This window comes from Pseudoalteromonas sp. P1-26 (genome assembly GCF_001401795.1).
In the GTDB taxonomy this organism is placed as follows: domain Bacteria; phylum Pseudomonadota; class Gammaproteobacteria; order Enterobacterales; family Alteromonadaceae; genus Pseudoalteromonas.
The window spans coordinates 1-24232 of the sequence record NZ_LKDX01000019.1 but is presented as its reverse complement, the minus strand read 5'-3'; the positions used below and the strand labels follow the sequence as shown (position 1 = coordinate 24232).

Sequence of the window (24232 nt, the reverse complement as noted above, 5' to 3'; positions counted from 1 at the left end):
TCTTAGCAAACAACTAAACCCTACTCTCGGTAATTTTAATTAAATATCAAATTACTAATCGCAAGCTGTATCACGATTTAAACTGCAAGTTTCAACTTGAGGTAAATTCATGGAATTTCATAGTTAAACTACAAAAAACCACATGACAACGCTGTCAATTATTTATCAAAAGGCGTATTGTAAAAAAGCAGTTAAAATAACTGCAGGTTTTAGACGTCTAGACGTTGAAAAAATAAATTCTAAGGCGTAGTATGTTCGTAATCTGAGTTAGACTCACATTTTCCATGAGATTTTTTAAAGATGATTGATATAAAGCACCTAAAAACCATAGCGACCCTTAAAGAAACAGGCTCTTTGGTCAATACCGCCCGTGAGTTGTTTTTAACTCAATCGGCTTTATCGCATCAAATTAAAGATCTCGAGAATAAGTTAGATTGCCAGCTGTTCGAACGTAAAACACAGCCTGTGCGTTTTACTCCGCAAGGTATGCTACTTCTGGAGCTTGCTAATGAAGTATTACCTCGTGTTGAGGCAACAAAATGTCGGTTAAAAGAAAGTCTTAACCAGCCAATTTCAAATTTACGTTTAAGCGTTGAGTGTCATGCCTGCTTTCATTGGTTGCTCCCAACCATCAAAGAATTTAATAATTTTTGGCCTGATATTAAAATTGATTACGAGCGCGGCTTTAGTTACGACGCCATTCCAGATTTAATTAATGATGAATTAGATCTAGTGCTGACTTCTGATATTCGTGAACCCGATCAACTTGAGTATGCTCACCTGTTTGATTTTAAATTAAAACTAATCGTTGCACCGGATCATGAGTTGGCAAAAAAAGCCTATGTCACCGCCCTTGATTTAAAAAACGAAACAATTATTTCGTACCCTATTCCCCGTGAGCGCCAAGACATCTTTAAACATTTTATTCAAAATGCACGCTTTGATGGCACGCTTAAAACGGTTGACCAAGGCTTATTGATATTTCAATTAGTGAGTGCAGGTATGGGGGTTGCAGCATTACCAGACTGGCTAGTCACCCCTTATGAAAGCCAAGGGCTCATTAAGTCTATTCCGTTAGGTGCACTAGGCCTTACTCGCCCTATGTATTTAGCGATGAAAAAGAATATGAAAGATAACCCAGTTTATCGCCACTTTTTAAATACATGTAAGCAAAATAACGGTCGCTAAAGCTAGGCAAAATAACTAACATAGCTGCATCTGTTACAAACAATAGTGTTGATACATGTTTGAAATTAAAAAGATCATTGGCTCATTATTAATGCCCCTGCCTTTGCTCGGGCTTCTTACTTTAGTGATGGTATTTTTAGCCATTGCACATAAACGCAAAGCACTCTATTTTGGCTTTGTTAGTATTCTAACTTTAATGCTGATAAGCACGCCATTTATTGGTCAATCACTGATAGCTGCAAGCAATAACCCAGCTTGGCAATTTAACCAAGCGAAACACCCTAAACTCGATAACATTGTGGTACTTGGCTGCTCAATAATGCCCAACTCGCGCCTTCAAGCAAACCACCAGTTAGGCGATTGCGCGCTTGCTCGATTACTTGAAGGTGTTAAGCTTGCCCATCACTATCCAAATGCCACCCTTTATGTATCAGGAGGCGGCTTTGCTAATACCACCAATAGCCAGCTCATGTTTGAGACAGCAAAAGCGTTAGGTATTTCTGCAACGAGAATTAAACAAAACCCTCTCGCCATGGACACCGCAGAAGAGGCGAAACGACTTGCCATTTATTTAGTCGATAAAAAAACTGCCTTAGTCACCTCAGCGAGCCACATGCCGCGAGCTAAAGACTTATTTAATGCACAAGGCATTGATGTGATCCCAGCGGCAACCGACTTTCAAGATTTTAGTCAGTATCCAACGTACAAACAGTTTATACCTAACATTGCAGTACTTGTTGCAGTGACCAGAGTAGCGCATGAGAAAATTGGCAGTGCATGGGTGAATGTGCGCCGCTGGATTGATCCAGAGGCGCTGTAGAACATCAGACTGGATTGTCGATATCGATAAACGTTACATCAAAACCATGCTGCTGAGCTAAAAGCTCGCCTAAGGCTTTAATGCCATAACGCTCAGTCGCATGGTGCCCTGCTGCAAAAAAGTCGATACTTTGCTCGCGTGAACTATGAATCGTTTGCTCAGAGGCTTCACCTGTAAGATAAGCATCAATACCTTGAGCTGCCGCTAAATCAATATACCCTTGTCCGCCACCTGTGCACCAAGCGATGGTTTCGATTTTCTCTTTTCTTACCAAACTAGTTAATGGTGCACGGTCAAGTACTTGGGTTATTTTGGCGGTAAATTCTTCACCACTTAAAGGTGTTTTTAAACGGCCTTTTACTGGCACACTATTTGGGCCAGATTCAAGCCCACCTGTGAACTCAATATCGAGTAACTTAGCCAGTTGCGCGTTATTACCAATTTCAGGGTGTATATCTAGCGGTAAATGATAGCCATATAAGTTAATATCATTATTTAAAAGTGCTGCAATACGGCGCTTTTTCATGCCCGTGATTGGCTGCGATTCCCCTTTCCAGAAATAACCATGGTGTACCAAAATAGTATCTACATTTTCTGCAATAGCGGCATCAATCAATGCTTGGCTAGCGGTGACACCCGTCACTATCTTTTTTACTTCGCTCGCACCTTCAACTTGTAAGCCATTTGGGCAAAAGTCAGCGATAGAATCAGGTTTAAGAATGTCGTTTAATAATTGAGTAAATTGTTTGCGTTGCATATAAAAATCGTCCTTCAACCCTCTATTTTGTGCAAATTTTGGCGTTTATGAGTGAAAAATGGAAGGAAAATCGCAAAAAATTGAAAAGTAAGCTGAAAATAGGTATAAATATATATTCTTAATCTGTGTTTACAACGTATAGGGTCTCTGATGAGCAAACTAGACAAAACAGAAGTGTTAAATGCCTTCGAAGCAGCATACGAAGCAGCGAATGGTAAGAAACCTGAAATCACAACAAAACCTGGTTGGTATAGCATCGACGGTGGCAAAAATATGCGCCTTGCTGATGTTGCAGCGCTGACTGAAGAGCTCACTTCTGGTAAAACAGCTGAGCCTAAAGCAGAAGAAGCACCTAAAGCACCAGCGAAAAAAACCAAAACTAAAACCGCTGCACCGGCTAAAACAGCTAAGAAAGCATCGTTCACTGTTGTTACAGCAAACGATGACGGTTACAAAGCTGAAGAGCTTTGGATTGTTAACCTAGCTGAAAAAGACCACGATTGTCGTTTACCGCGTGGTGTTGTGTAATCAAATTACACTTAGCAATTTTAAAAACCGCTACTCGTTAGCGGTTTTTTTATGGCTGTTCATTTGGCTAGTTATAATCCATTGGCTAACATGGCCAAACAACACTATAAATACGGTTCCAATCAATACAGGCATCACTAAAAAGTCCCAGCTTTGCATAGATTGCATTATCAAAATTGGGTTTGCGCCTGCAGCGGGATGTACGGTATCTGTCAACATCATTAGGCTAATTGCCAACCCTGTAGCTATAGCAATTTCAACAGGCCCTACTCCGACATAATTTACAAAAACAACGCCGATTAGTGCAGTTAAAAAGTGCCCACCAATAACATTCTTCGCTTTAGCTAAAGGACTGTGTGGCACACCAAATACCAGCACCGCAGTTGCTCCAAATGGAGCCATCAACCACACCCCATAACTTCCTAATTGCTGTAAATAGGCCAATACAAAAATTGCCATACAAGCAAATATACCCGCAATGGCCGCCTTGCTTACTTTATTCTCCATAAAACCTCCAATAGGTAGACCGATTTGTCTACCAGCAAATGGTAGACAAGTCGGTCTACTTCTGTTAAGCTATCATTAGTCACCTAATGAGACCTTGTTATGGATAAACGAACACATATTATTTTGACCGCCCTGTCACTTTTTTATCAAAAAGGCATTCATAGTGTGGGAATAAACGAAATTATTAGTGTGGCGGGTGTCGCCAAAAAAACCATGTACCATCATTTCGCAAGTAAAGATGAGTTATTATTAGCGTGCCTTAGTGAGCGACATAACAGGTTTTTAAATTGGTTAACGCATGCCACCAGCAAGCTAACTACTGTTGAAGAATTTAAAGTCGCTTTGATCAGCTGCCATGAAGCTTGGTTTAATTCTGAAGTGACTGAGTTAGGTGATTTTAATGGCTGTTTATTTATTAACACTGCCGCTGAGTTTGCTGATCCTACAAGCCCGATAAATCAAGCCTGCAAAGAGCATAAAATGGCAGTACAGCAGTTAATTAAACAGCGTTTATCAGCGTGTAATAACATGGAAAGTTCGCAGCTAGACTCGCACAGCCACTATTTGATGACGCTTGTAGAGGGCATGATCTGCCAAGCAAAACTAGTTGGAATTAAACATTTTCCTCATTTAAAACAATAAATTAACAATAAAAAGCGGCACAATGGCCGCTTTCAGTTTAGATTTACGCTATGTTAGATTTTTTCAAAATATAACTTTTCGCGTTTTTTCTCACCCACTTCATTCATGGTGGCAGCATCAAATAGTCGACCATTGATCATGGTGTAATCGATTTTATCTGTATCACGAATGTTAGTTAGCGGGTTCCCGTCAATAACAATTAAATCGGCAAGCTTACCCGGCTCAAGAGAACCGATGTTGTTATCAAGGCCAATGTATTTAGCAGGATCTAAGGTTGCTGCACGAATTGCTTCAAGTGGTGTCATACCACCTTGCGCAAACATCCAAATTTCCCAATGTGCCGCTAAACCTTCACGTTGACCGTGAGCACCAAGGTTTACTAAAACACCTAAGTCTTGCAGCTCTTTAGCAACACGGGCATTGTTAAAGTGGTTATAGTGATGATCGGGCGCCTTAACACGACGCATTGAGCGAGGTAAAAGCTGATTCTTTGGTACAAACTTACTTAAGCGTGGGTGATTCCACACATCCGTCTTGTCGTACCAATAATTTTCACCCCAAATACCACCGTAAGCTACACCGAGTGTCGGCGTATAACCCACATCGCTTTGAGACCAAAGCTGGCGAATATCATCGTAAATATTGGCAACAGGAATTGAGTGTTCAATACCCGTATGACCATCAACTACCATAGTTAAGTTGTGCTGCAGTAATGAACCGCCTTCTGGCACAACCATCATTTCAAGTTCACGACCTGCTTCAATAACTTGTTGGCGCTGTTCACGACGAGGTTGGTTATATGATTTAACACTAAACGCACCTACTTTCTTTAAACGCTCAAGGTGGAATTTAGCATCTTCTAACGAGTCAATATGCGATGTATAACCTGGCATATTTGCACCATATAAAATGGTACCCGTTGAGAAAATACGAGGGCCGACAATCATGCCTGCTTTTTGCATTTCGCTTGCAGCAAAAATCTCTGTGGTGTCGTTTGATGGATCGTGAATCGTTGTCACACCTAACGCTAAGCCAGCTAAGTTCTTCCAGTTTTGCTGTGGAATGATCTCATCGCTGCCTTGCGAGCCGTGCGCATGCGCATCAACAATACCCGGCATAATTGTCTTGCCCGTTACATCAATTACTTCTGCACCTTTAGGAATAGCAACACTGTCTTTACTGCCAACCGCTTTAATATGCTTACCATCAGTAACAATAACGCCGTTTTCAATGATCTGCTCACCGTTCATGGTGATAATACGCGCACCAGTTAACGCAAAGATTGATTTAGGCTCCGCCATGGTTTTTGTAAAACCGATGTTGTCGCCGCTTTTAACTTTAAAGTCAGTCTCTGCATTTTGGTTAATATCAAATAAACCCGCTAAGCTTGCATGATATAACTCTGGGCCTAAGCTCCAATAAAGTTTATCGCTTGTGCCACTCCAGCTGATGTTTTCACCGGCGCGAACAGAAAGCTGCTCAATTGGGAATTGGCTATCTTTCGGGCCAATATTAATGGTTTTGCCACGCTCAACAAATGGCGTAACAAATACTTTAAAACGCTCTGCAAACGCTAAGTATTGGCCATCTGGTGATACTCTAAACTCTGTTGCATGTTCTGATTCGTAAAGTTTACGAACTTGCTTTGATTCAAGCTCAACAACACTTAATGTTGGTTTCGGCCAAGGGCTCATCACATAAATACGGTCATTCGCTGCACCAAATTGTGGCTGATATCCTGATTTAGTGATTAGCGTCGCTTTACCACCTTTAGCACTTACTGAGTAAATGCCTGGCTCTAATGACCATGTTGGGTTAAGGATACTGCCGCCAGACGCTTTACGGTAAACAACTGTTTTGCCATCAGGGCTGAAAGTTGGCTCTACATATTTACCCGGCTCTTTAGTAATGGTATCGCCACGGCCACTGCGCGCAGATACAACACGTACTGAGCCCTGTTCGTTATCATCCCATGTGGTGTAAACAACCTTCTTACCATCACGAGAGAACTGCGGGAATAATTCAAAGTGGTCGTCTTGCTTAGTCAGGCGCTTTACTTTGCCAGACTCTAAATCACGTTTATAAATATGACCTAGCGCTTCAAAAATAGCCGTTTCACCATCCGGTGAAATTTGTACATTGCGCAGCATTTTCACATCAAAATTATCGCTATCGATGTTTTGTGTAAAACGCACCGCTTTTTGAATTTGCTTATTGGTCTCAACTTTAAATGGAATAGTCGAGACAGACTTATCATCTACATCTAGCTTATGAATGGTACCACCCGCCCAAAAGACCAGCTGTTCGTTATCTGGTGTCCAAGCAATTGTTGGGTATACGCCATGAATTGCCCATGTCTCTTGCATATCACGCTCAAGCTCGCCATACAGCTTGGTATGCTCACCGGTGTGAAGATCATATAAGTACAAGCTTGTTTGGAAATCATCGCGCTTGATATACGCAAGCTTTTTACCATCTGGTGAAGGTGTTGGTCGAATAGCCCCACCCATACCATCTATAATTGTTTCAATTTCGCCGGTTTCACGGTCATAGCGTTTAATTTTATAAATACCCGCTACAGAATCTTTAGAGTAATGGAATGTTTTACCCGGCGTTGCATCATGAGAGAAATAAACATAACGACCATCTGGTGAGAACATTGGCTCGCCTAAGTCTTTTTGGTCGTTTTCGCGTGCGGTTAGCTGTACACCTTTACCACCCGCTTTGTGGTAGAGCCATACTTCACCAGCCCCTAAAGAGCGGCTTGCAGTAAAGTGCTTACGCGCAACTAAGTAGTCACCATCTGGGCTCCAAGCTGGGCTGTTTAACAAACGAAATGTTTCGTTCGTTACGGCTTTTTGGTTTTCACCATTTAAATCCATCACCCAAATGTTATCGCCACCTCCTTGGTCTGAAGTAAACGCAATGTGCTTACCATCAGGGCTAAAACGTGGTTGCATTTGCCATGCAATATCACTGGTTAATTGCGTTGCTGTGCCACCTGACATTGGCATGGTATAAATATCGCCGAGTAGGTCAAACACCACTGTTTTACCATCAGGGCTAATATCTACGTTCATCCACGTACCCTGCTCAACACTAATTTTAGCGTCTAGGAATTGGCCTTTTGGTGCGTCCACCTGCCATTTGTCGTCATTTGATTGCTCAGCTGCCGCCACTTGCCCAGTTAGAGCAAGTGAAATAGATACAGCGAGCGCTGTATGAAGCATTTTCTTCATTGAAATCTCACTTTTTATTGTTTTGCTTATATGCACACTTTTAAGATTGCACCAAATAGCATAGCAAGATTCCAGTGATTCGTGTTAAACAGACGTAAATAGTCGACTAATGCCACGCAATCGGATCAAACTGATAAAAGCCAACCAGTAAATGATAAATTTCTGGGTCAAACTGTCTGAGTTCAGCGGGTTTTTCTAAGAAGGTTTCGGTGATAACAGCAAAAAACTCTGCCTCATTGGTCGCGCCATAGCTATGAATAACATGAGGCATGCCATAAGCTAAATGGGTTTTGAGTTGATTAAACGCGCGGCTAAATACTTTTGCCCACTTTTGGTAATCTTCGTTACTCGAAAGCAGTGGTGTACCCGTGGTTTTACCGGTTTCTTGGTCGAGCTGATGGGCAAATTCATGAAATACTAAATTATGACCATCACTTGGTAAGCGGTTCCCCTCAAGGACATCATGCCAACTCAATACCAAGGTTCCACCAGGCCATGATTCACCTTGACGCACGGTATTGTGATAACTCACAAGCCCAGCATTATCACGAGAAGTTTGCGGGGCATAATACGCGCTTGGGTATAAAAGGATCTCTTTTACATTACGATACAATGGCCACGGTTTATTAAGCACTAAAACACAGGCATCTGCCGCTACAATCAGCTTCATTGCATCATTAAGCTTAAGACCATCACAACCAATAAAGCGTTTTTCATTTAAAAACCAAACGATGTGACGCTCCAGCTTTTCACGATCGGCATCCGTCATCTTTCGGTAGATAGGCATATATTTTAACAGCAGATTTTTTTGCTGAACATTGAGGGAGTTATTAAGGTATTTTTTCTGCCAAAAGTGATTACGGATATCGTCCCAGCGCCAGTAACACACAACAAAAATTATTAAAAAAAGTATCAAAACCAGGTTAAGCATTACTATCGCCTAAAAAACAATCTTGATACTTTAATGTGTGCAAACAAAAAAAGATCAATTGTTTACACACATTTTTATTTGAAAAGCTGATTAATCGAGCGTAATACAGCCTTGATTATAAATAAAAATTTGGTTTCGACCGTTATTCTTCGCATTGTATAAAGCGTTATCGGCATGTGATAGCAAGCGGTCATAATCAGCAACTTGCGCGTTATCTGCTACACCAAAACTTACCGTGACAGAAAGACTATCTGCTAATTCTGAGAAATCGTAACCCGCTATCTCTAAACGGATAATTTCACACAATCTTGCGGCTTCTTCAGCATTTTTGTATGGGAACAACAGGGTAAATTCTTCGCCACCCCAACGCGCCGCATAGCCTTCATCAGGGAAATTCATACGCAGTAAACGAGCAATTTCACAAATCACTTTATCACCAATTAAGTGCGAGAAATTGTCATTAATCAGTTTGAAGTGATCAATATCCATAATGGCAATACTGAGCGTTTTATTATCACGTTGGAACTGACTAAAGTTTTCAGACAGCCACATATCGAAAGCACGTCTATTCGGTAATTGCGTTACTTGGTCATGATTCGCTAAATGAGCAAAGGCATCGGCTTGCGTTTGCAAATCATGCATTTGCTGTTCAACTTTTTCCGTTAACTCAATTTCAATGCGCTTGTAATGATATAAGCGGTATTTATAAATGGCATAAGCAGCAAAAAGCACAGCAACTAAGACAAATAACTTAAAGCTGGTTTTTTGCCAAAAATAAGGGGCAATTTTAAAACGCAGAACTTGCTCATTATTTTGCCAGTCACTATTTGGGTAACCTGCACGCACTTTAAAGGTATATTTACCTGGTGGTAAATTGGTGTACTCGGTAATGGCCAAGCGCCCCCTGTCTACCCATTGTTGATTGTAACCACTTAGTTGAGTTTGGTAATTTAACCGCCCAGGCATGATAAAACTTAGCCCAGCGTAGTTAAACGAAACACGAGAAACACCAGCAGGTAAGCTCAAAACCTCATTACCAACAGGTAAAGTCATGGGTTTGCCATCGACTTCAAAGCTTTCAATAACCGTCGATAATCGTCGTTTACTGGCTTCTTTTAAGCGCTCTGGTGTCGCAATAGCGACGCCTTTGGCTGTTGCAACCCATACTTGACCATCTGAATGAAGTACAGCAGCAGGGTTTGAACCGCCATTCGCTTGCGCGCTTAGCATGCCATCGCCTTCATCATAAAGCTGCATCGAAACGCTCATTGGTTGAACTTTTTCAGGGTTATCTAAAAGTGCAACTAGCTGAGCTTTGTTCACTTGAATAACACCGCGGTTACTGGTCAGCCACAATGAATCACCTTGCTCTATGACTTGGAATAGCTTATCGACCGGTAAACCTTGGTCTCGACCAAACAAACTCATTTTATCTGTACTGAGATTGTAACGAACGAGACCTCTATCGGTCGCAAGCCACATTTTATCGCCATCTAAGTAAAAGCCGAATGCATATTCAGTGCTGAACTGCTTTGGAAACTCGAGTGTTTTAAACTGCTTTGTCGCTGGGTCATAAATGGACACACCCACTCCCGTGCCGACCCATAACCTGCCATGGTCATCCTCAACAAGAGCCATAATAAAATCACCAATTAAGCCATCTTCGGTGGTGAATAATTCAGTTTGCCCAGCAGGGTCTATTTTGGTTAAACCACCGGCGGTGCCAATCCATAAGTTATCCGCTTTATCAAAAAACACAGCGCGAACTTCGTTGCTGATCAGGCCATTACTGCGGTTTTTTACGGGATATATTTGCCCATTAACCACTTTCATTAAACCGGCAGTGTAAGTACCAACCCATACTCCGCCCTGCTTATCTTCAGTTAAACTTAATACGGATAGTGGGTCTTTTTCATAAGCTTGAATAAGGGTTGTAAGCTTGCCATTTTCAATACGATTTAAGCCATTACTACTGCCCACCCATAAGCTGCCATCAGAATGCGATAACACGGTACGCACATAGTCAGATGCAAGCCCACGGCTTTGACTCCAGTTTGTAAATGGCGCTTCACGCAAGCGAAATAACCCGGCATTCGTGCCAACCCAAATACTTTTTTCGCGGTCTTGCAGCAAAGATAAAATACGGTTGTTGGGTAAGCCATCATCTGCGGCTAAGTTTTCAAGGCCTAAACTACTGAGTCTGAACACCCCTTTATTGATGGTACCAAACCACAAATCGCCCTGCGCATCTTCGAGTAAGCTGGCAATTGATTCGTTGTTAAGGACGGGGTTAATAGCAACAAACTTATCGTTTTGCTTTTGCCATGCGCCTTTTTCAGTGCCGACAATTAAAGTGCCCGAATGAGTAAGTAATAAGGTAAACACAGAGGCATTAGGGAGCCCAGAGTCTTCACTGACCTTACTAACTTGCTTATTCTTTATTTGATAAAGACCATCACTGGTGGCAGCCCAAATCACGCCTGTTTTGTCTTGTAAAAGACGATAGGCGCTTAGCTTATCAAGCAGTTTTTGCTCAGTGGCAGTTTCAGAGGCTCGATACACAATGCCTTGTCCTTCAAGTGCCAGCCATAGCTCACCTTGTTCAGTAACGAGCGCGTGATTAACCATGGCTGATGAACTAGGTAATGCTCGCCACCCCCCTTGTGAACGAAGCGCAATACCGCCACGAGCACCCACGATATATAAATCGCCATTCTCCATCGGGATCAGGCTACGTAAGCCAGAATCAGGTAAGCCAGGAATTTCTGTTCGAGTAAAAAGTTTAAACTCACGACCATTAAAACGGGCAAGCCCTTCCCAAGTCGCTATCCAAATGTAACCATCTTTGGTTTGCGTTACGCCATTAATGCTATTGTGAGGAAGGCCGGCGCGAGTGCTCCAAGTCTCTGTAAAATAATCACTTAAAGAGAGGCGTGCAGAATCAGCAAAAACGCTGAAACTCAATAAAAGAAAAATACAACTAACTACCCGCACCATAAAACTAAAACCCTGATATTTATTATCGTTCTATTCAGTGATGTAGCTCTGTGAAGCCAAAGTCATCCCTAACTTCAGATAATACTACATTAGTTGCAATTTTTACTCACTTTAATGACATTTAGCAACAATCAATTACAAAAATTCGTAATTTTTTCTTGCAGTATTTTCACAAATCGCGCCACATGCAAGCCATCCATCAAAGCATGATGCACATCGATTGAAAGCGGCATCTTGCCAGTTTGTGAATCATATTGACCAAACACAAACTTAGGAATACCAAGACCATGCCCCTCACTTACAGCATGCGAGAAGCCGCTAAAGTTTAACCATGGAAGTACTGAGATATGAATAAGGTCAGGCTGCCCTTCTGTTGCAGCAAATGCATCAGAGAAAAATGGTTTTGCTTTACTTGTTTTACCCACAGCAATAGCGTGTTTTGAAAAGTCTGCCATCGACGCTTGTTTTTCAAAATAACTAAAGCGAAATGTTTCATCTTCTGCAAGCTCGACCACACTTCCTCTTACCGATGACAGTTGTACCGGCAACGAATCAATAATACGTTGGCGCATTGGTGCATAGTCATGACATGCTTCAAGTGTTAGGTAAACATAGCTGTGAAAGAAGGAATACGGTTCTGCTTTGCACTTGTTATATAGAGCCGCCATATCGAGTGAAACACATACATTAAAATATGGCAGAGAAAATTCTTTGAAAAAAGCGAAATGCTGTTTGCGAGGCCAAGTAGCTAGATCGATAGGTGTGATTTCACAAGATGGAGTTTTCATTAGGTGCCCTCGAGATTTAAAAGCCGAGTTTACCTAGCCTGCGTGACTTCGTCACCTTGATGCGATAAATAACAGAGACAAAAAAGGTGCGACTTGCGCACCTTTTTACCTGTAAATTTATCGATTTACTAAATTATAAGCCGTTTTCGATGATTTCTAATGCTAGTTCATCGGCAATTAAATGCGTCGACTTCTGCTCTTTTTCAGAGCGAGCAAAGATTTCTGTTAACGTATCAAAAATGCCTTCAACGTGTTTCGTTGATGCTTCTGCACTATAACCTTCTGGTGCCGTTTCGTAATAAACGTTGATGATACCACCTGCGTTAATTACGTAATCTGGTGCATATAAGATACCTTTTTCGCGGATGATCTCACCGTGACGAGACTCTGCTAATTGGTTATTCGCACAACCTGCAATAATTGTTGCTTTTAAACGCGGGATAGTCGTGTCATTTACCGTTGCGCCAAGTGCACATGGTGCATACACATCAACATCTAAGTCGTAGATTTCATCAATACCCACAGCCGTTGCATTGAAGTCGTTTACAACACGCTCAACAGCTTGTTCGTTGATATCTGTTACAAATAATGTTGCGCCCGCTTCATGTAGGTGTTTACAAAGGCCATATGCTACTGCACCTAAACCTTGCACGGCTACTTTGATACCAGCAAGATCTTGATGACCTCGTTGATGTTGTAAAGCGGCTTTAATACCTAAGAATGTACCATATGCTGTGAACGGTGAAGGGTTACCACTTTTACCTTCAAGGCCTAATACATAGTTAGTTTCTTTATTCATGATAGCCACATCATCACAAGTGATGTTTACATCTTCAGCTGAATAGTAGCTACCGCTTAAACGCTCTAACTGGCGACCAAATGCACGGAAAAGTTGCTCTGATTTAATTTCTTTAGCATTACCGATGATCACTGACTTACCGCCACCAAATGGTAAACGTGCCACAGCATTTTTGTAGGTCATACCTTTTGATAAACGAAGTGCATCAGTAACAGCATCTTCATCAGTTGTGTAGTCCCACATTCTGCAACCACCAACCGCTGGACCTAACTTGGTATTGTGAACCGCGATAATAGCTTTTAGGCCTGATTCTTTATCTGAACAAAACACCACTTGCTCGTGGTTATCAAAGTCGACTTTATTAAATACAGCCACAGTTAAATACTCCGAAATTTTCTTACCCTAAGGGGTGTGAGCGCTGAAAGTGCCGAGACTTTATCACTTCGTATGCTCCCTTGCCACTAAATGAGATGATAAAACTAAGCAAAGTTCTCAAGCCGAAATAACAACTCAAAAACTAACACTTTATGGAAAAAATATACCAATCAATGTACGCATTAAGCATTGTTAATTCAAAACAAAATATTAACATTACAAACTTTATTACGTGAACGTAAAGGTAAACTATAGCGTAAAGAAAAAGTGACAAGAAAAATGTGCCGATAAAGCCAAGTAAAATCAGCTTTTAAAGAGATCTTAGAGAAATAGCTGAGACTGGTCAGAGCTGAAAAAAAACGGCGCAGGTGCGCCGTTTTTTCAAGAGAGTTGCAAGATGGTTACTTTAATTTGCCATCAAGTTCTTCGATTTTTGCTTTCCAAATAGCAGGACCTTGCGTATGCGCATTGGCGCCTTCACTATCAACAGCAACCGTTACTGGCATATCTTCTACTTCAAACTCGTAGATTGCTTCCATACCTAAATCTTCGAACGCAACAACACGTGCTTTCTTGATTGCTTTAGATACAAGGTAAGCTGCACCACCTACTGCCATTAAGTAGATAGATTTATTGTTTTTGATTGATTCAACTGTTGCAGGACCACGCTCTGCTTTACCAATCATACCGATGATGCCCGTTTTTTCTAACATCATATCAGTGAATTTATCCATACGAGTCGCAGTTGTAGGGCCAGCAGGACCTACAGCTTCATCACCCACTGCATCTACAGGGCCAACGTAGTAGATAAACTTGTTATCAAAATCAACGCCTTCAGGTAAACCTTCACCTGATTGGATCATATCTTGTAAACGTTTATGCGCGGCATCACGACCCGTTAAGATAGTACCAGACAGAAGAACCGTTTCACCCATCTTCCATTCTTGCGTGTCTTCTTTAGTCAGTGTGTTTAAATCAACACGACGTGTACCTTCACCTACTTCAAATGTAACTTCTGGCCAATCTTCAAGTTTAGGCGCTTTAAGATCGGCTGGGCCTGAACCATCTAATGTGAAGTGAACGTGACGAGTTGCCGCACAGTTCGGGATCATAACCACTGGTTTTGATGCTGCGTGAGTCGGTGCCGTTTTAACTTTCACATCAACTACGGTTGTTAAACCACCTAGGCCTTGTGCACCAATACCTAATTTATTAGCACGTTCGAAGATATCGATACGCATTTTTTCTTCAGTTGTTTCTGCGCCGCGCTCAATAAGCTCGTGAATATCAACCGGATCCATTAATGATTCTTTAGCAAGTACCGCAGCTTTTTCTGCAGTACCACCAATACCTATACCTAGCATGCCAGGTGGACACCAGCCCGCACCCATTGTTGGTAATGTTTTTTCAACCCATGCAGCCACATCATCAGATGGGTTAAGCATAACCATTTTCGTTTTATTTTCTGAGCCGCCGCCCTTCGCTGCCACCATTACTTCTACTTCAGCGCCTGGCACTAAGTCGATATGAACAACTGATGGAGTATTGTCTTTGGTGTTTTTACGCGTGCCAGCAGGGTCTGCAACAATTGATGCACGTAATGGGTTATCTGGGTTTAAGTATGCGCGACGTGTACCTTCATCAACCATTTGCTGAACAGTCATGTCTGTTTTATCCCACTTAACATCCATACCTACTTTTACGAAACAAGTAATGATACCTGTATCTTGGCACAGTGGACGTTTACCTTCAGCAGACATACGAGAGTTAATTAAAATTTGCGCAATGGCATCTTTTGCCGCTTTGCTTTGCTCTTTGTTGTAAGCTTTTTCTAAGGCTTGTACGAAATCGAGAGGGTGATAAAAAGAAATGTATTGCAATGCATCTTCAATGCTATCAATGAAGTCTTGCTGACGAATTGTACTCATTACGGGTTCCTTAAGTTTTTATCGCGTAGCGCTGTACGTGATCCTGAGTAAACCGGTGACGAAGATTTACTCTACGGGTTAGTCATGGCATCACTATAAAGGAAATCATAACGCTGCCAATCAAATTTAACTTATGATACCCTCCTCGCCCGTTTCGGGCTAGTTATTCAGGGCAATGTAGATGATAAACGATGAAAATTTGTGCATTAAATTAAATTTAAGTGGTGATTGCATCGCGCTATTTAGTCATTTTGCTCATTTGCCTCATGCTGTGTTGCTCGATTCAGCCAATAGCGAGCATGTAAATAGCCGCTTCGATATCATTGCTATTGCACCATTAATGCAATTAGAAGTGCGCGAAAATACATGCTTTATCGACGGCAAGGCGCAATCAAGTGATTGTTTTAGCTTGATGAAAGAAGGTCTTCAGGAATTTAATCACACAGCTAACCCTAATAACCTCCCTTTTACAGGTGGTTGGCTTGGCTATTTTGGTTATGACTTAGGTCGTGTGATTGAAAGTATGCCAAGTACTGCCGAAAACGACATTAACATGCCGCAAATGGCTGTAGGCCTTTATCCAGATGCGCTTATTTATGATAAGCAACAGCAAAGCTGGTTTTACGTCTGTCAGCCAAATCATAATCGCTTAGCGCTATATCAGCAGCACCTAAACGAAACACCAGCAAATGCAGAGTTCGCGCTACAAAGCGACTGGCAATCAAACATGAGTCAAGCCAGCTACAGCGAAAAGTTCGAGAAAATTCAAGCTTATTTAAAAAGTGGTGACTGCTACCAGATCAACCTTGCGCAGCGTTTTAAAGCTGAGTTTTCTGGTTCAACATGGCAAGCGTATAAACAACTTCGAGAAGCGAATAAAGCACCTTTTTCAAGCTATATAAATCACCCAGATGGCGCTATTTTATCTATCTCCCCTGAGCGTTTTATTTCGATTAATCAGGGCCAAATAGAAACCAAGCCAATTAAAGGAACGCTCCCTCGATTGGCTGGCTCTGAACAAGACCAAGCGCAAGCAACTCGTTTACAACAATCTGAAAAAGACCGCGCAGAAAATGTCATGATTGTTGATCTGCTGCGCAACGATTTAGGCAAAGTGGCTCGTCCAGGTAGTGTCACCGTCCCCTCGTTATTTGCCATTGAAAGCTTTCCAGCTGTACATCATTTAGTAAGTACTGTGCGCGCAGAATTAGCAGATGGCAAAGATGCCGTTGACCAAATTCATGCCGCTTTCCCGGGTGGTTCAATTACCGGAGCGCCGAAAATTCGTGCTATGGAAATCATAGAAGAGCTCGAGCCGCATCGCCGTAGTGTGTACTGCGGCTCAATTGGCTATTTAAGTGCCTGTGGCAACATGGATACCAGTATCACAATTCGTACTTTAGTGTGCCACAAAGGTGCAATCTATTGCTGGGCTGGCGGTGGCATTGTGGCTGATTCAAAGGTCGACTTGGAGTACCAAGAAACTTACGATAAAGTAAATAAAATACTGCCTTTATTAAAGTAAAAGTTGAAGTAACTACCTTGAATAGCCAGCAAATAATTGCCCGTTTTAGTTTAAGCCAAACCACAGAGCGCCCAGCAACCATTCGCTTTAATGCCGAAAAGCGTGCCAGTGCCGTAATGTTACCTCTGCTTGATGTTAACGACGAAGCGCATTTGTTGCTGTGCAAGCGACCTAGTTATTTACTTCATCACCCGGGGGAGATTTGCTTACCGGGTGGCAAGTATGAAGAACAAGATGACACGTTAATGCACACCGCTCTTCGAGAGCTTAATGAAGAGCTTAACATTGCGACACACCAAGTGACTGTCCACGGTAAATTACATCAGTACGCGACCCTAACCGGTTTCACTATTGAGCCTTTTGTGTGTGTAGTTAGCGAAGGCACAACGTGGCAAGCAGATCCCAACGAAGTTGCTGCCAGCTTTTTAATGCCCTTATCTTATTTGAGTAATCAACAAAATTGGCAACCCCTCCCCTTTGAGCGAAATGGTAAAACCATTACTTTGCAAGGTTTGATGACCCCCCATGGACTGCTTTGGGGAGCAACAGCGAGCATAATTAATAACTTTATAAAACAGCTCGCCCTACCAGTTTAATTATCCTGCTTTTAGGGTTACACAGGCACGTTTAAACGTTATCATGTGGCACCGTTCAAAGGCAGGTAGTATGCCGTTAATAGAAAAATGAGTAGCAAATTATGATCAGTGCATTCGATATGTTTAGTATTGGTATTGGCCCATCGTCATCTCACACTGTTGGCCCAATGCGCGCTTCGCGTTTATTTGTAAACGAACTAGAAGAAAAAAACTTACTTGCAAACGTCACCGATATTAAAGTTGAGCTATTTGGCTCACTCGGCCAAACAGGTATTGGCCACGGCTCTGGTAAAGCTGTGATCTTAGGCCTTGCCGGTTATGATCCAGAAACCATTGATGCTGATTTAGTCGACGATATCCTCGCGAAAATCGAAAAAGAGCAGGTTATTTATTTAAACCAAAGCCATAAAGCCAATTTCCCTAAACAAGGTGCGATTGTATTTCATCGTCGTAAAACATTACCAAAACATTCAAATGCAATGGAAATCATTGCCAGCCAAAATGGCGAAAAGTTATTCAGTAAAGTGTATTACTCAATCGGTGGCGGCTTTATCGTCAGTGATGAAGAATTCGAGAACGAAAAACAAAAAGCACTCGAAATCCGCGAAGAAAACCCAGCGCCTTATCCGTTTAATACGGCAAAAGAGCTGTTAGAACTGTGCCGTGAGTCTGGTTTTAGTGTATCAACGCTTATGATGCACAACGAAAAAACCCTGCGCAGTGAGAAAGATATCAAAGATGAGCTGTTTAATATTTGGCAAGTAATGAAGGCCTGTATTGAACGTGGTATGCGTACAGAAGGTATCTTACCAGGTGGTTTAAAAGTAAAACGTCGTGCCCCTAGTTTACACCTTAAGTTAAATATTGAGGTAAACAACGACCCATTACGTGCTATGGATTGGGTTGATTTATTTGCCCTTGCAGTAAACGAAGAAAATGCTGCCGGCGGCCGTGTTGTTACCGCACCAACCAATGGTGCTGCAGGTATTTTGCCTGCGGTATTAATGTATTATCACACTTTCATTAAAGAAGTAGACCGTGATATCGCAACACGTTACTTATTAACGGCGGCAGCAATTGGTATTTTATATAAAAAGAACGCGTCAATTTCGGGTGCTGAAGTAGGTTGCCAAGGTGAAGTGGGCGTTGCTTGCTCAATGGCAGCAGGTGCACTTACTGAAATCATGGGTGGCAATGTAGTACAGGTTGAAAATGCTGCTGAAATCGGCATGGAGCACAACCTAGGTCTTACTTGTGACCCTGTTGGCGGCCTTGTGCAAGTACCGTGTATTGAACGTAATGCGATGGGCTCAATTAAAGCAATTAATGCGTCACGCCTTGCAATGCGTGGTTCTGGCGAGCAAAAAGTGACCCTTGATAAAGTAATTAAAACCATGCTCGACACAGGTAATGATATGAAAACGAAATACAAAGAAACCGCTCGCGGTGGCTTAGCGGTTAATATCATCGAGTGTTAATTTACAGCACGTTTTCAGCATAATAAAAAGCCGCTTTAAAGCGGCTTTTTTATCTCTATTTTACTGGTAACTCAATATTTTCGAAGAGCTTATCAACATCTTCTTGGTTACGTAATAAGCTTGCTCGCTCAACCAGCTCTTTCGTTAAGTGCGGGGCAAAACGCTCAATAAAATCATACATGTAGCTGCGTAAAAAGCTGCCCTTTCTAAAACCAATTTTAGTGGTGCTCGCTTCAAATAAGTGGCTTGCATCAATACAGACTAAATCAGTATCTGTTATTTGATCAATCGCCATAGACGCTACAACACCTACACCTAGACCTAAACGAACATAAGTTTTGATTACATCAGCATCTGTTGCAGTAAAAACAATATGCGGCTCAAGTCCATGTGCATTGAAAGCTTTATCTAACTCAGAACGACCAGTAAAACCAAACACATAAGTAATAAGTGGGTATTTAGCCACATCGGCAACCGTTAAATTATCAGCCTTTTGCGCAAGCGGGTGTGTTTTTGCCACAACAATACTGCGATTCCAGTGATAGCACGGCAACATAACTAAATCAGAATATAAATGCAGCGCCTCAGTCGCAATGGCAAAATCAGCATCACCGCGTGCTGCCGCATCGGAAATTTGCTGTGGCGTACCCTGATGCATGTGTAAAGATACTGCCGGGTACTTTTTCATAAAGCCTTGAATAACATTCGGTAATGCGTAACGAGCCTGAGTATGAGTGGTCGCAATGTTTAGTTTACCTTGATCAGGCAAGGTATGCTCATTGGCAACCGCTTTAATACCTTCAACTTTCGACAGTATTTCTCGTGAAATATTAATAATTTCGTTACCGGCACTGGTTACATGGGTAAGGTGTTTGCCACTACGGCCAAAGATCTGTACACCCAGTTCGTCTTCAAGCATACGAACTTGTTTCGAGATCCCCGGTTGCGAGGTAAATAAACTTTCGGCTGTCGCAGAGACATTCAGTTTATGATTTTGGACTTCGACTATATATCTGAGTTGTTGTAGTTTCATGGCTGCATTGTAAACGTTGTTATTGTTTATTTATAAAGGCTGCAAAGCGCAATGCCAAGCGATATTTCATCGCGCTATACATTTATATCGATTGTTTCTAAGGCTAACACATTAAATTACTGCTCGGTAGCCGTGTTTACTCGCAAAATATTCAATAAAGGTGCTAGTTTAGCGCTATACTCGTTATAAAGTAGTAATCGCAATAAGTTTATTCGAGATAACTACCGCAAAACTGTTCAGATCTAATCTTTTTAAGGTAAGATAAAAAAATTAGATAGTTAAAACTGAGATTTAGTAATGATTGTTTCTATCATCATCATGCTCATTGTTGCATTAATCGTGATCGCATTATGGGTCAGCGCTGTGCAGCAACATAAAGAAAAACAAGAAGCAGAGCGCCGTAAAGAGCTTACAAAACAAAAAAAAATCATTGAAGAGGCAGAAGATGTACTGCTTAACAGTGCCAATATCCCCATGTCTGAAAATATTCTGCGTATTATTCAACGCCGTATTTATGATGCACTTGTTTCAATGGTCGAGCTTTCTCCAAGCTCAAAAGAATTAAAAAACAGACTAAAAGAATCTAAAGAACGCCTAGCCTCTCCTATCGAAGCAAGTAATAGCGATGCATTAGCACTACCAGATAACGACAAACAATTAATAGCTCTAATTCAAGGTATAAAGAAATTACGAGCAGTACTTCGCTCAGAGCATGGTAAAGGCAAGGTAGATAGCCAAGTATTTGTTGCTGAAGATAAACGCCTTGAAAAATTGCAGTTAAGAATCAATGTAGAAAGTCAAATTAAGCGCGGGATTTCAGCTCGCTCAGCAAATATGGTGGGCTCTGCCAGACAGTATTTTGAAAAAGCACTAGCAACACTGACCTCAGTTAGCTATAGCGATGAATATGTAAACTCGAAAAGACAAGAAGTTGAAGGCTATTTAGAAACGATTAGCTCTGAGTTGAAAGCATCAAATGCAACGTCACTAAAGAAGAAAGCAGAACAAGAGCAGGATGATTTAGACGTATTATTCGCACCAAAGAAAAAGTGGTAAACCACTTTTTCTTTGCTTTGTGCAAATTAAGATAAAAACGCAAACTTAACAATAAACAGCGCTGTTAATACCCACACACTAATACTGATTTCATCTTTTTTACCACATACCAACTTCACGGCAGTATACGAGATAAAACCAAGGGCGATACCGTGCGCAATCGAGAAAGTTAACGGCGTCATCAATAATACCACACTCACTGGAATGGCATCTGTCATATCATCCCAATTTACCAGCTTTAAGTTTTGCATCATTAACACAGCAACATATAAAATTGCACCTGCCGTTGCATAAGCTGGGATCATGCCAGCAAGTGGCGCAAAGAACATCATTAACAAGAAACAAATACCTACAACCACAGCGGTAAGACCTGTACGGCCGCCCACAGACACACCTGCAACTGATTCAATGTAAGACGTTGTTGTTGACGTACCAAGCATTGAGCCTGCAATAGTAGCTGTACTGTCGGCACTTAGTGCGCGACCTAAACGAGGCATTTTACCTTGTTCATCAGCAATACCTGCTTTTTGCGTTACAGCAACTAAAGTGCCTGAAGTATCAAACAAATCAACAAATAAGAACGCAAAAACCACTGTTAGCATTGAGATTTCGAATGCTGCTGCAAAATCCAATTGCATAAAGGTTGGTGCAATTGAAGGCGGCATTGAAATAATTCCTTGATACTCCACAAGGTCTAAACCAAGCGCAATTGCGGTTACTAATAAAATACTGATAAGTACGCCGCTTTTCATATCGCGGTATAACAGTGCTGCAATAACAAAAAAGCTAAAAATCGCAAGTAGTGGGCCTGGGGCTGTGATATCGCCTAACTGCACTAAGGTTGCAGGGCTTGCTACGATAATCCCGGCGTTTTTCAGTGCAATAAGCGCTAAGAAAGCACCGATACCCGTGGCAATGGCACGTTTTAACACCAGAGGAATAGCATCAATGATCCACTCTCTCACCTTAAATAGGCTTAAGAATAAGAAGATACAGCCAGACATAAAAACTGCACCTAATGCAGCTTCCCAAGTGTAGCCCATGCCCAAAACAACACCATAAGTGAAGAAGGCGTTTAAGCCCATACCCGGAGCAAGTGCTAATGGGTAGTTTGCCCATAAACCCATAATAAAACAGCCAATTGCAGCAGCAATACAGGTTGCTACGAATGCCGCACCTTGATCCATTCCCGCTTCTGCAAGCATGGCAGGGTTAACAAATACAATGTAAACCATGGTAATGAATGTTGTGATGCCAGCAATAGTCTCGCGGCGCACAGAAGTGTTGTTTTCAGTGATTTTGAAAAGTCTTTCGAACATGTTGAACTTTAAGTTGAGATTAATTGGCTAATTTTATCATATTTTATCTCAATAAGAGGACATTTTACCTTGCAATGTTCTAAACTAATAAGGTCTTTTATTTCAAGAAAATAACTAAACTATGTCTGATAATTCGCCAGTAGGCTTAGATTTAGAGCAACAGCTTGATAATGTACTTGCCTTTATTACCCAACCCGATAAAGGGTCGGCGCCAAATAAAAGTACTCAATCTGTTGAAAACGTACTAAACAAAGCTTTGTATTATTTAAAAAATGAACAGCCTCCCCTTGCTGCAAAATGGATGCGCTTAGCAGCTATGGCAGGTAACCATAGGGCGCAATTTTATATGGGGCTGTTTTTCATCAAAGGGCAAGGTGTACCGCACAGTGTTTTTCATGGCGCGGTGTGGTTAAGTCTGGCAAGTAGCCAAGGTTATGAACCTGCAACGGCTGCACTTGATGATCTTAGAAAACACATCAGTACGCGCAGATTACATGATGCGCAAAGCTATGCAGCTACCCTATATGAACAAATCCACCAGCAGCAATTTGCACATTTAATTCCTCGAGATCCTGACGCAAGCTAACACGCGTCAGGTTCTACAACTCATTAATGCTGTCTTGTCAGTTTACTCTCAAATGTTATGAGACCTGCACCAACTACAAACAATAAGATACCTATAAACTCAAGCCACACATGGCCTTTATGGGGCTTGATAATAGGTGTTTTTGAAGTAAGGCTATATAAACGCCTGCCTTGCTCGCCAGATTCTACAAACGAAATACCTTTATAGTCCGCTGAGATAATAAACTTAAAATCATGCCTGCTGATCATTTCTCGACGTTTTGCATCTATTTTCTCGCTGCTTTGTTCTACGAGTAGCGTACGCCAATCATGAAAAATACCATCTGGTTCATTATCTTTCACTACACCATATGATTTGTACTCATAGAACTTTGTATTGAATAGCTTTTCTTGATGCCCTAAATAAAACATGGCACAGCCTAGCGCACTTAACAGTATGGCAATATAGACGAGTGAACGCTGTTTAATGAATTGCTTATTACTTTGTTGCTTATACCAAGCTTCAATGTCAGGCACATTAATCAACCGAGCTTTATCTACAGAATGTTTTAATGGCTCCATAAAGTCGCAAATTGTTAGATTGAGCGCCGTTAATATTGAACGAAATGTGTCATTCGAAGGCACTGATTTATCGTTCTCAAGCTTTGAAAGGTAACTTTGTTCTATTCCAACTTGCTCTGCAAATTCTGGTTGGCTTAGTTTTAGCTCACTGCGATAGTGTTTTAGTTGTGTTCCGAATGTACTCATAATGCATTTCCTTTTTGTTGTGGAGCCGCCATTCTTTGCTATTCATGCAGATATAAAAAGCTGAATAAATAGGAATAATGAAGAATATTAGCAAGATAGGATGAAAGATACGAGATACGAGATACGAGATACGAGATGCGAGATGCGAGATGCGAGATGCGAGATGCGAGTTGCGAGTTGCGAGTTGCGAGTTGCGAGTTGCGAGTTGCGGGGTGCGTGGTACCGTAGGCGTGTAGTTTATTTCACACGATGAATTTGGATTAGCCGTCAGCTTTCAGCTATCAGTTTTGAGCGAACGGTGTTGAATGCAAAACGCGCCAAGCAAGCGTGACGCCTACGAGATGCGAGGTGCGAGGTGCGAGGTGCGAGGTGCGAGATGCGAGATGCGAGATGC

Annotated in this window: 20 protein-coding genes; 9 read left to right on the top strand and 11 right to left on the bottom strand. The window is 41.7% G+C overall.

The features are described from left to right. The first annotated feature begins 300 nt into the window (after positions 1-300). Both AN394_RS10905 and AN394_RS10900 read left to right on the top strand, forming a co-directional pair. Positions 301-1188 carry a LysR substrate-binding domain-containing protein gene (locus tag AN394_RS10905; RefSeq protein ID WP_054551603.1) on the top strand — a complete coding sequence of 296 codons (888 nt, stop codon included), beginning with the start codon at positions 301-303 and terminating at the stop codon, positions 1186-1188. 55 nt (positions 1189-1243) lie between these two features. After that, positions 1244-2008 carry a YdcF family protein gene (locus tag AN394_RS10900; RefSeq protein ID WP_055021519.1) on the top strand — a complete coding sequence of 255 codons (765 nt, stop codon included), beginning with the start codon at positions 1244-1246 and terminating at the stop codon, positions 2006-2008. A 4-nt stretch (positions 2009-2012) separates the two neighbouring features. Here AN394_RS10900 and AN394_RS10895 read toward each other — a convergent pair whose 3' ends face one another. After that, positions 2013-2765, bottom strand: coding sequence for a Nif3-like dinuclear metal center hexameric protein (locus AN394_RS10895; protein WP_055021518.1), 753 nt, complete (start codon positions 2763-2765; stop codon positions 2013-2015). 150 nt (positions 2766-2915) lie between these two features. Here AN394_RS10895 and AN394_RS10890 point away from each other — a divergent pair, with 150 nt between their 5' ends. Beyond that, positions 2916-3293 (top strand): hypothetical protein, encoded by a 378-nt coding sequence (locus tag AN394_RS10890; RefSeq protein WP_054561783.1) that lies wholly within the window; start codon positions 2916-2918, stop codon positions 3291-3293. Between the two features lie 30 nt (positions 3294-3323). Here AN394_RS10890 and AN394_RS10885 read toward each other — a convergent pair whose 3' ends face one another. Continuing rightward, entirely contained in the window at positions 3324-3800 is a 477-nt protein-coding gene (locus tag AN394_RS10885; RefSeq protein ID WP_055021517.1) for an HPP family protein, read from the bottom strand. 99 nt (positions 3801-3899) lie between these two features. Between AN394_RS10885 and AN394_RS10880 the strand changes: the two genes are divergently transcribed. Beyond that, entirely contained in the window at positions 3900-4442 is a 543-nt protein-coding gene (locus tag AN394_RS10880) for a TetR/AcrR family transcriptional regulator (RefSeq protein WP_054561785.1), read from the top strand. A gap of 53 nt (positions 4443-4495) precedes the next feature. Here AN394_RS10880 and AN394_RS10875 read toward each other — a convergent pair whose 3' ends face one another. The 6 genes from AN394_RS10875 to AN394_RS10850 all read right to left on the bottom strand — a co-directional run bounded on the left by AN394_RS10875 (position 4496) and on the right by AN394_RS10850 (position 15499). Next, positions 4496-7681 (bottom strand): amidohydrolase family protein, encoded by a 3186-nt coding sequence (locus AN394_RS10875; RefSeq protein ID WP_055021516.1) that lies wholly within the window; start codon positions 7679-7681, stop codon positions 4496-4498. A gap of 106 nt (positions 7682-7787) precedes the next feature. Continuing rightward, positions 7788-8612: a M90 family metallopeptidase gene (locus tag AN394_RS10870; protein ID WP_054551610.1), complete on the bottom strand. Its 825-nt coding sequence runs from the start codon at positions 8610-8612 to the stop codon at positions 7788-7790. Between the two features lie 90 nt (positions 8613-8702). Further along, positions 8703-11609 carry a ligand-binding sensor domain-containing diguanylate cyclase gene (locus AN394_RS10865; RefSeq protein ID WP_055021515.1) on the bottom strand — a complete coding sequence of 969 codons (2907 nt, stop codon included), beginning with the start codon at positions 11607-11609 and terminating at the stop codon, positions 8703-8705. A gap of 131 nt (positions 11610-11740) precedes the next feature. Beyond that, positions 11741-12397, bottom strand: a complete 657-nt coding sequence (locus AN394_RS10860) for a CatA-like O-acetyltransferase (RefSeq protein ID WP_054561788.1) — start codon at positions 12395-12397, stop codon at positions 11741-11743. Between the two features lie 133 nt (positions 12398-12530). Next, the gene (locus tag AN394_RS10855) at positions 12531-13571 is read right to left on the bottom strand and encodes a Glu/Leu/Phe/Val dehydrogenase (RefSeq protein WP_055021514.1); all 1041 of its coding nucleotides are present in this window, start codon (positions 13569-13571) and stop codon (positions 12531-12533) included. A 401-nt stretch (positions 13572-13972) separates the two neighbouring features. Next, on the bottom strand, positions 13973-15499 hold the full coding sequence (locus tag AN394_RS10850; RefSeq protein ID WP_054551614.1) for a fumarate hydratase: 1527 nt from the start codon (positions 15497-15499) through the stop codon (positions 13973-13975). 181 nt (positions 15500-15680) lie between these two features. On the opposite strand from AN394_RS10850, the gene pabB reads away from it, so the two are divergent. The 3 genes from pabB (at position 15681) to AN394_RS10835 (ending at position 19098) form a co-directional block, all read left to right on the top strand. After that, positions 15681-17024: an aminodeoxychorismate synthase component I gene (gene pabB / locus AN394_RS10845; RefSeq protein ID WP_055021513.1), complete on the top strand. Its 1344-nt coding sequence runs from the start codon at positions 15681-15683 to the stop codon at positions 17022-17024. 17 nt (positions 17025-17041) lie between these two features. Then, positions 17042-17620, top strand: a complete 579-nt coding sequence (locus tag AN394_RS10840; RefSeq protein WP_054561791.1) for a CoA pyrophosphatase — start codon at positions 17042-17044, stop codon at positions 17618-17620. Positions 17621-17721: 101 nt separating this feature from the next. Further along, positions 17722-19098, top strand: coding sequence for an L-serine ammonia-lyase (locus AN394_RS10835; protein WP_054551617.1), 1377 nt, complete (start codon positions 17722-17724; stop codon positions 19096-19098). A 55-nt stretch (positions 19099-19153) separates the two neighbouring features. Here the strand turns inward: AN394_RS10835 and cysB are convergent, their stop codons facing one another. Beyond that, a complete protein-coding gene (cysB, locus tag AN394_RS10830; RefSeq protein ID WP_054551618.1) occupies positions 19154-20131 on the bottom strand; it encodes an HTH-type transcriptional regulator CysB in 978 nt (325 codons plus the stop codon). 297 nt (positions 20132-20428) lie between these two features. On the opposite strand from cysB, the gene AN394_RS10825 reads away from it, so the two are divergent. Further along, positions 20429-21187 carry a hypothetical protein gene (locus AN394_RS10825; protein WP_054561792.1) on the top strand — a complete coding sequence of 253 codons (759 nt, stop codon included), beginning with the start codon at positions 20429-20431 and terminating at the stop codon, positions 21185-21187. A gap of 26 nt (positions 21188-21213) precedes the next feature. Here AN394_RS10825 and AN394_RS10820 read toward each other — a convergent pair whose 3' ends face one another. After that, positions 21214-22506: an NCS2 family permease gene (locus AN394_RS10820; protein WP_055021512.1), complete on the bottom strand. Its 1293-nt coding sequence runs from the start codon at positions 22504-22506 to the stop codon at positions 21214-21216. Positions 22507-22627: 121 nt separating this feature from the next. On the opposite strand from AN394_RS10820, the gene AN394_RS10815 reads away from it, so the two are divergent. Next, positions 22628-23092, top strand: a complete 465-nt coding sequence (locus AN394_RS10815) for a sel1 repeat family protein (RefSeq protein WP_054551621.1) — start codon at positions 22628-22630, stop codon at positions 23090-23092. Between the two features lie 23 nt (positions 23093-23115). On the opposite strand, the gene AN394_RS10810 is transcribed toward AN394_RS10815, so the two are convergent. Continuing rightward, a complete protein-coding gene (locus AN394_RS10810; protein ID WP_055021511.1) occupies positions 23116-23838 on the bottom strand; it encodes a helix-turn-helix domain-containing protein in 723 nt (240 codons plus the stop codon). Positions 23839-24232 lie beyond the last annotated feature (394 nt).

Bases quoted from the DNA above. Each gene is read 5' to 3' on its own strand.
- cysB (WP_054551618.1), bottom strand. From the start codon at position 20,131: ATGAAACTACAACAACTCAGATATATAGTCGAAGTCCAAAATCATAAA.
- AN394_RS10900 (WP_055021519.1), top strand. From the start codon at position 1,244: ATGTTTGAAATTAAAAAGATCATTGGCTCATTATTAATGCCCCTGCCT.
- AN394_RS10905 (WP_054551603.1), top strand. From the start codon at position 301: ATGATTGATATAAAGCACCTAAAAACCATAGCGACCCTTAAAGAAACA.
- AN394_RS10820 (WP_055021512.1), bottom strand. From the start codon at position 22,506: ATGTTCGAAAGACTTTTCAAAATCACTGAAAACAACACTTCTGTGCGC.
- AN394_RS10885 (WP_055021517.1), bottom strand. From the start codon at position 3,800: ATGGAGAATAAAGTAAGCAAGGCGGCCATTGCGGGTATATTTGCTTGT.
- AN394_RS10835 (WP_054551617.1), top strand. From the start codon at position 17,722: ATGATCAGTGCATTCGATATGTTTAGTATTGGTATTGGCCCATCGTCA.
- AN394_RS10865 (WP_055021515.1), bottom strand. From the start codon at position 11,609: ATGGTGCGGGTAGTTAGTTGTATTTTTCTTTTATTGAGTTTCAGCGTT.
- AN394_RS10870 (WP_054551610.1), bottom strand. From the start codon at position 8,612: ATGCTTAACCTGGTTTTGATACTTTTTTTAATAATTTTTGTTGTGTGT.
- AN394_RS10850 (WP_054551614.1), bottom strand. From the start codon at position 15,499: ATGAGTACAATTCGTCAGCAAGACTTCATTGATAGCATTGAAGATGCA.
- pabB (WP_055021513.1), top strand. From the start codon at position 15,681: ATGATAAACGATGAAAATTTGTGCATTAAATTAAATTTAAGTGGTGAT.
- AN394_RS10825 (WP_054561792.1), top strand. From the start codon at position 20,429: ATGATTGTTTCTATCATCATCATGCTCATTGTTGCATTAATCGTGATC.
- AN394_RS10815 (WP_054551621.1), top strand. From the start codon at position 22,628: ATGTCTGATAATTCGCCAGTAGGCTTAGATTTAGAGCAACAGCTTGAT.
- AN394_RS10895 (WP_055021518.1), bottom strand. From the start codon at position 2,765: ATGCAACGCAAACAATTTACTCAATTATTAAACGACATTCTTAAACCT.
- AN394_RS10875 (WP_055021516.1), bottom strand. From the start codon at position 7,681: ATGAAGAAAATGCTTCATACAGCGCTCGCTGTATCTATTTCACTTGCT.
- AN394_RS10890 (WP_054561783.1), top strand. From the start codon at position 2,916: ATGAGCAAACTAGACAAAACAGAAGTGTTAAATGCCTTCGAAGCAGCA.
- AN394_RS10810 (WP_055021511.1), bottom strand. From the start codon at position 23,838: ATGAGTACATTCGGAACACAACTAAAACACTATCGCAGTGAGCTAAAA.
- AN394_RS10860 (WP_054561788.1), bottom strand. From the start codon at position 12,397: ATGAAAACTCCATCTTGTGAAATCACACCTATCGATCTAGCTACTTGG.
- AN394_RS10880 (WP_054561785.1), top strand. From the start codon at position 3,900: ATGGATAAACGAACACATATTATTTTGACCGCCCTGTCACTTTTTTAT.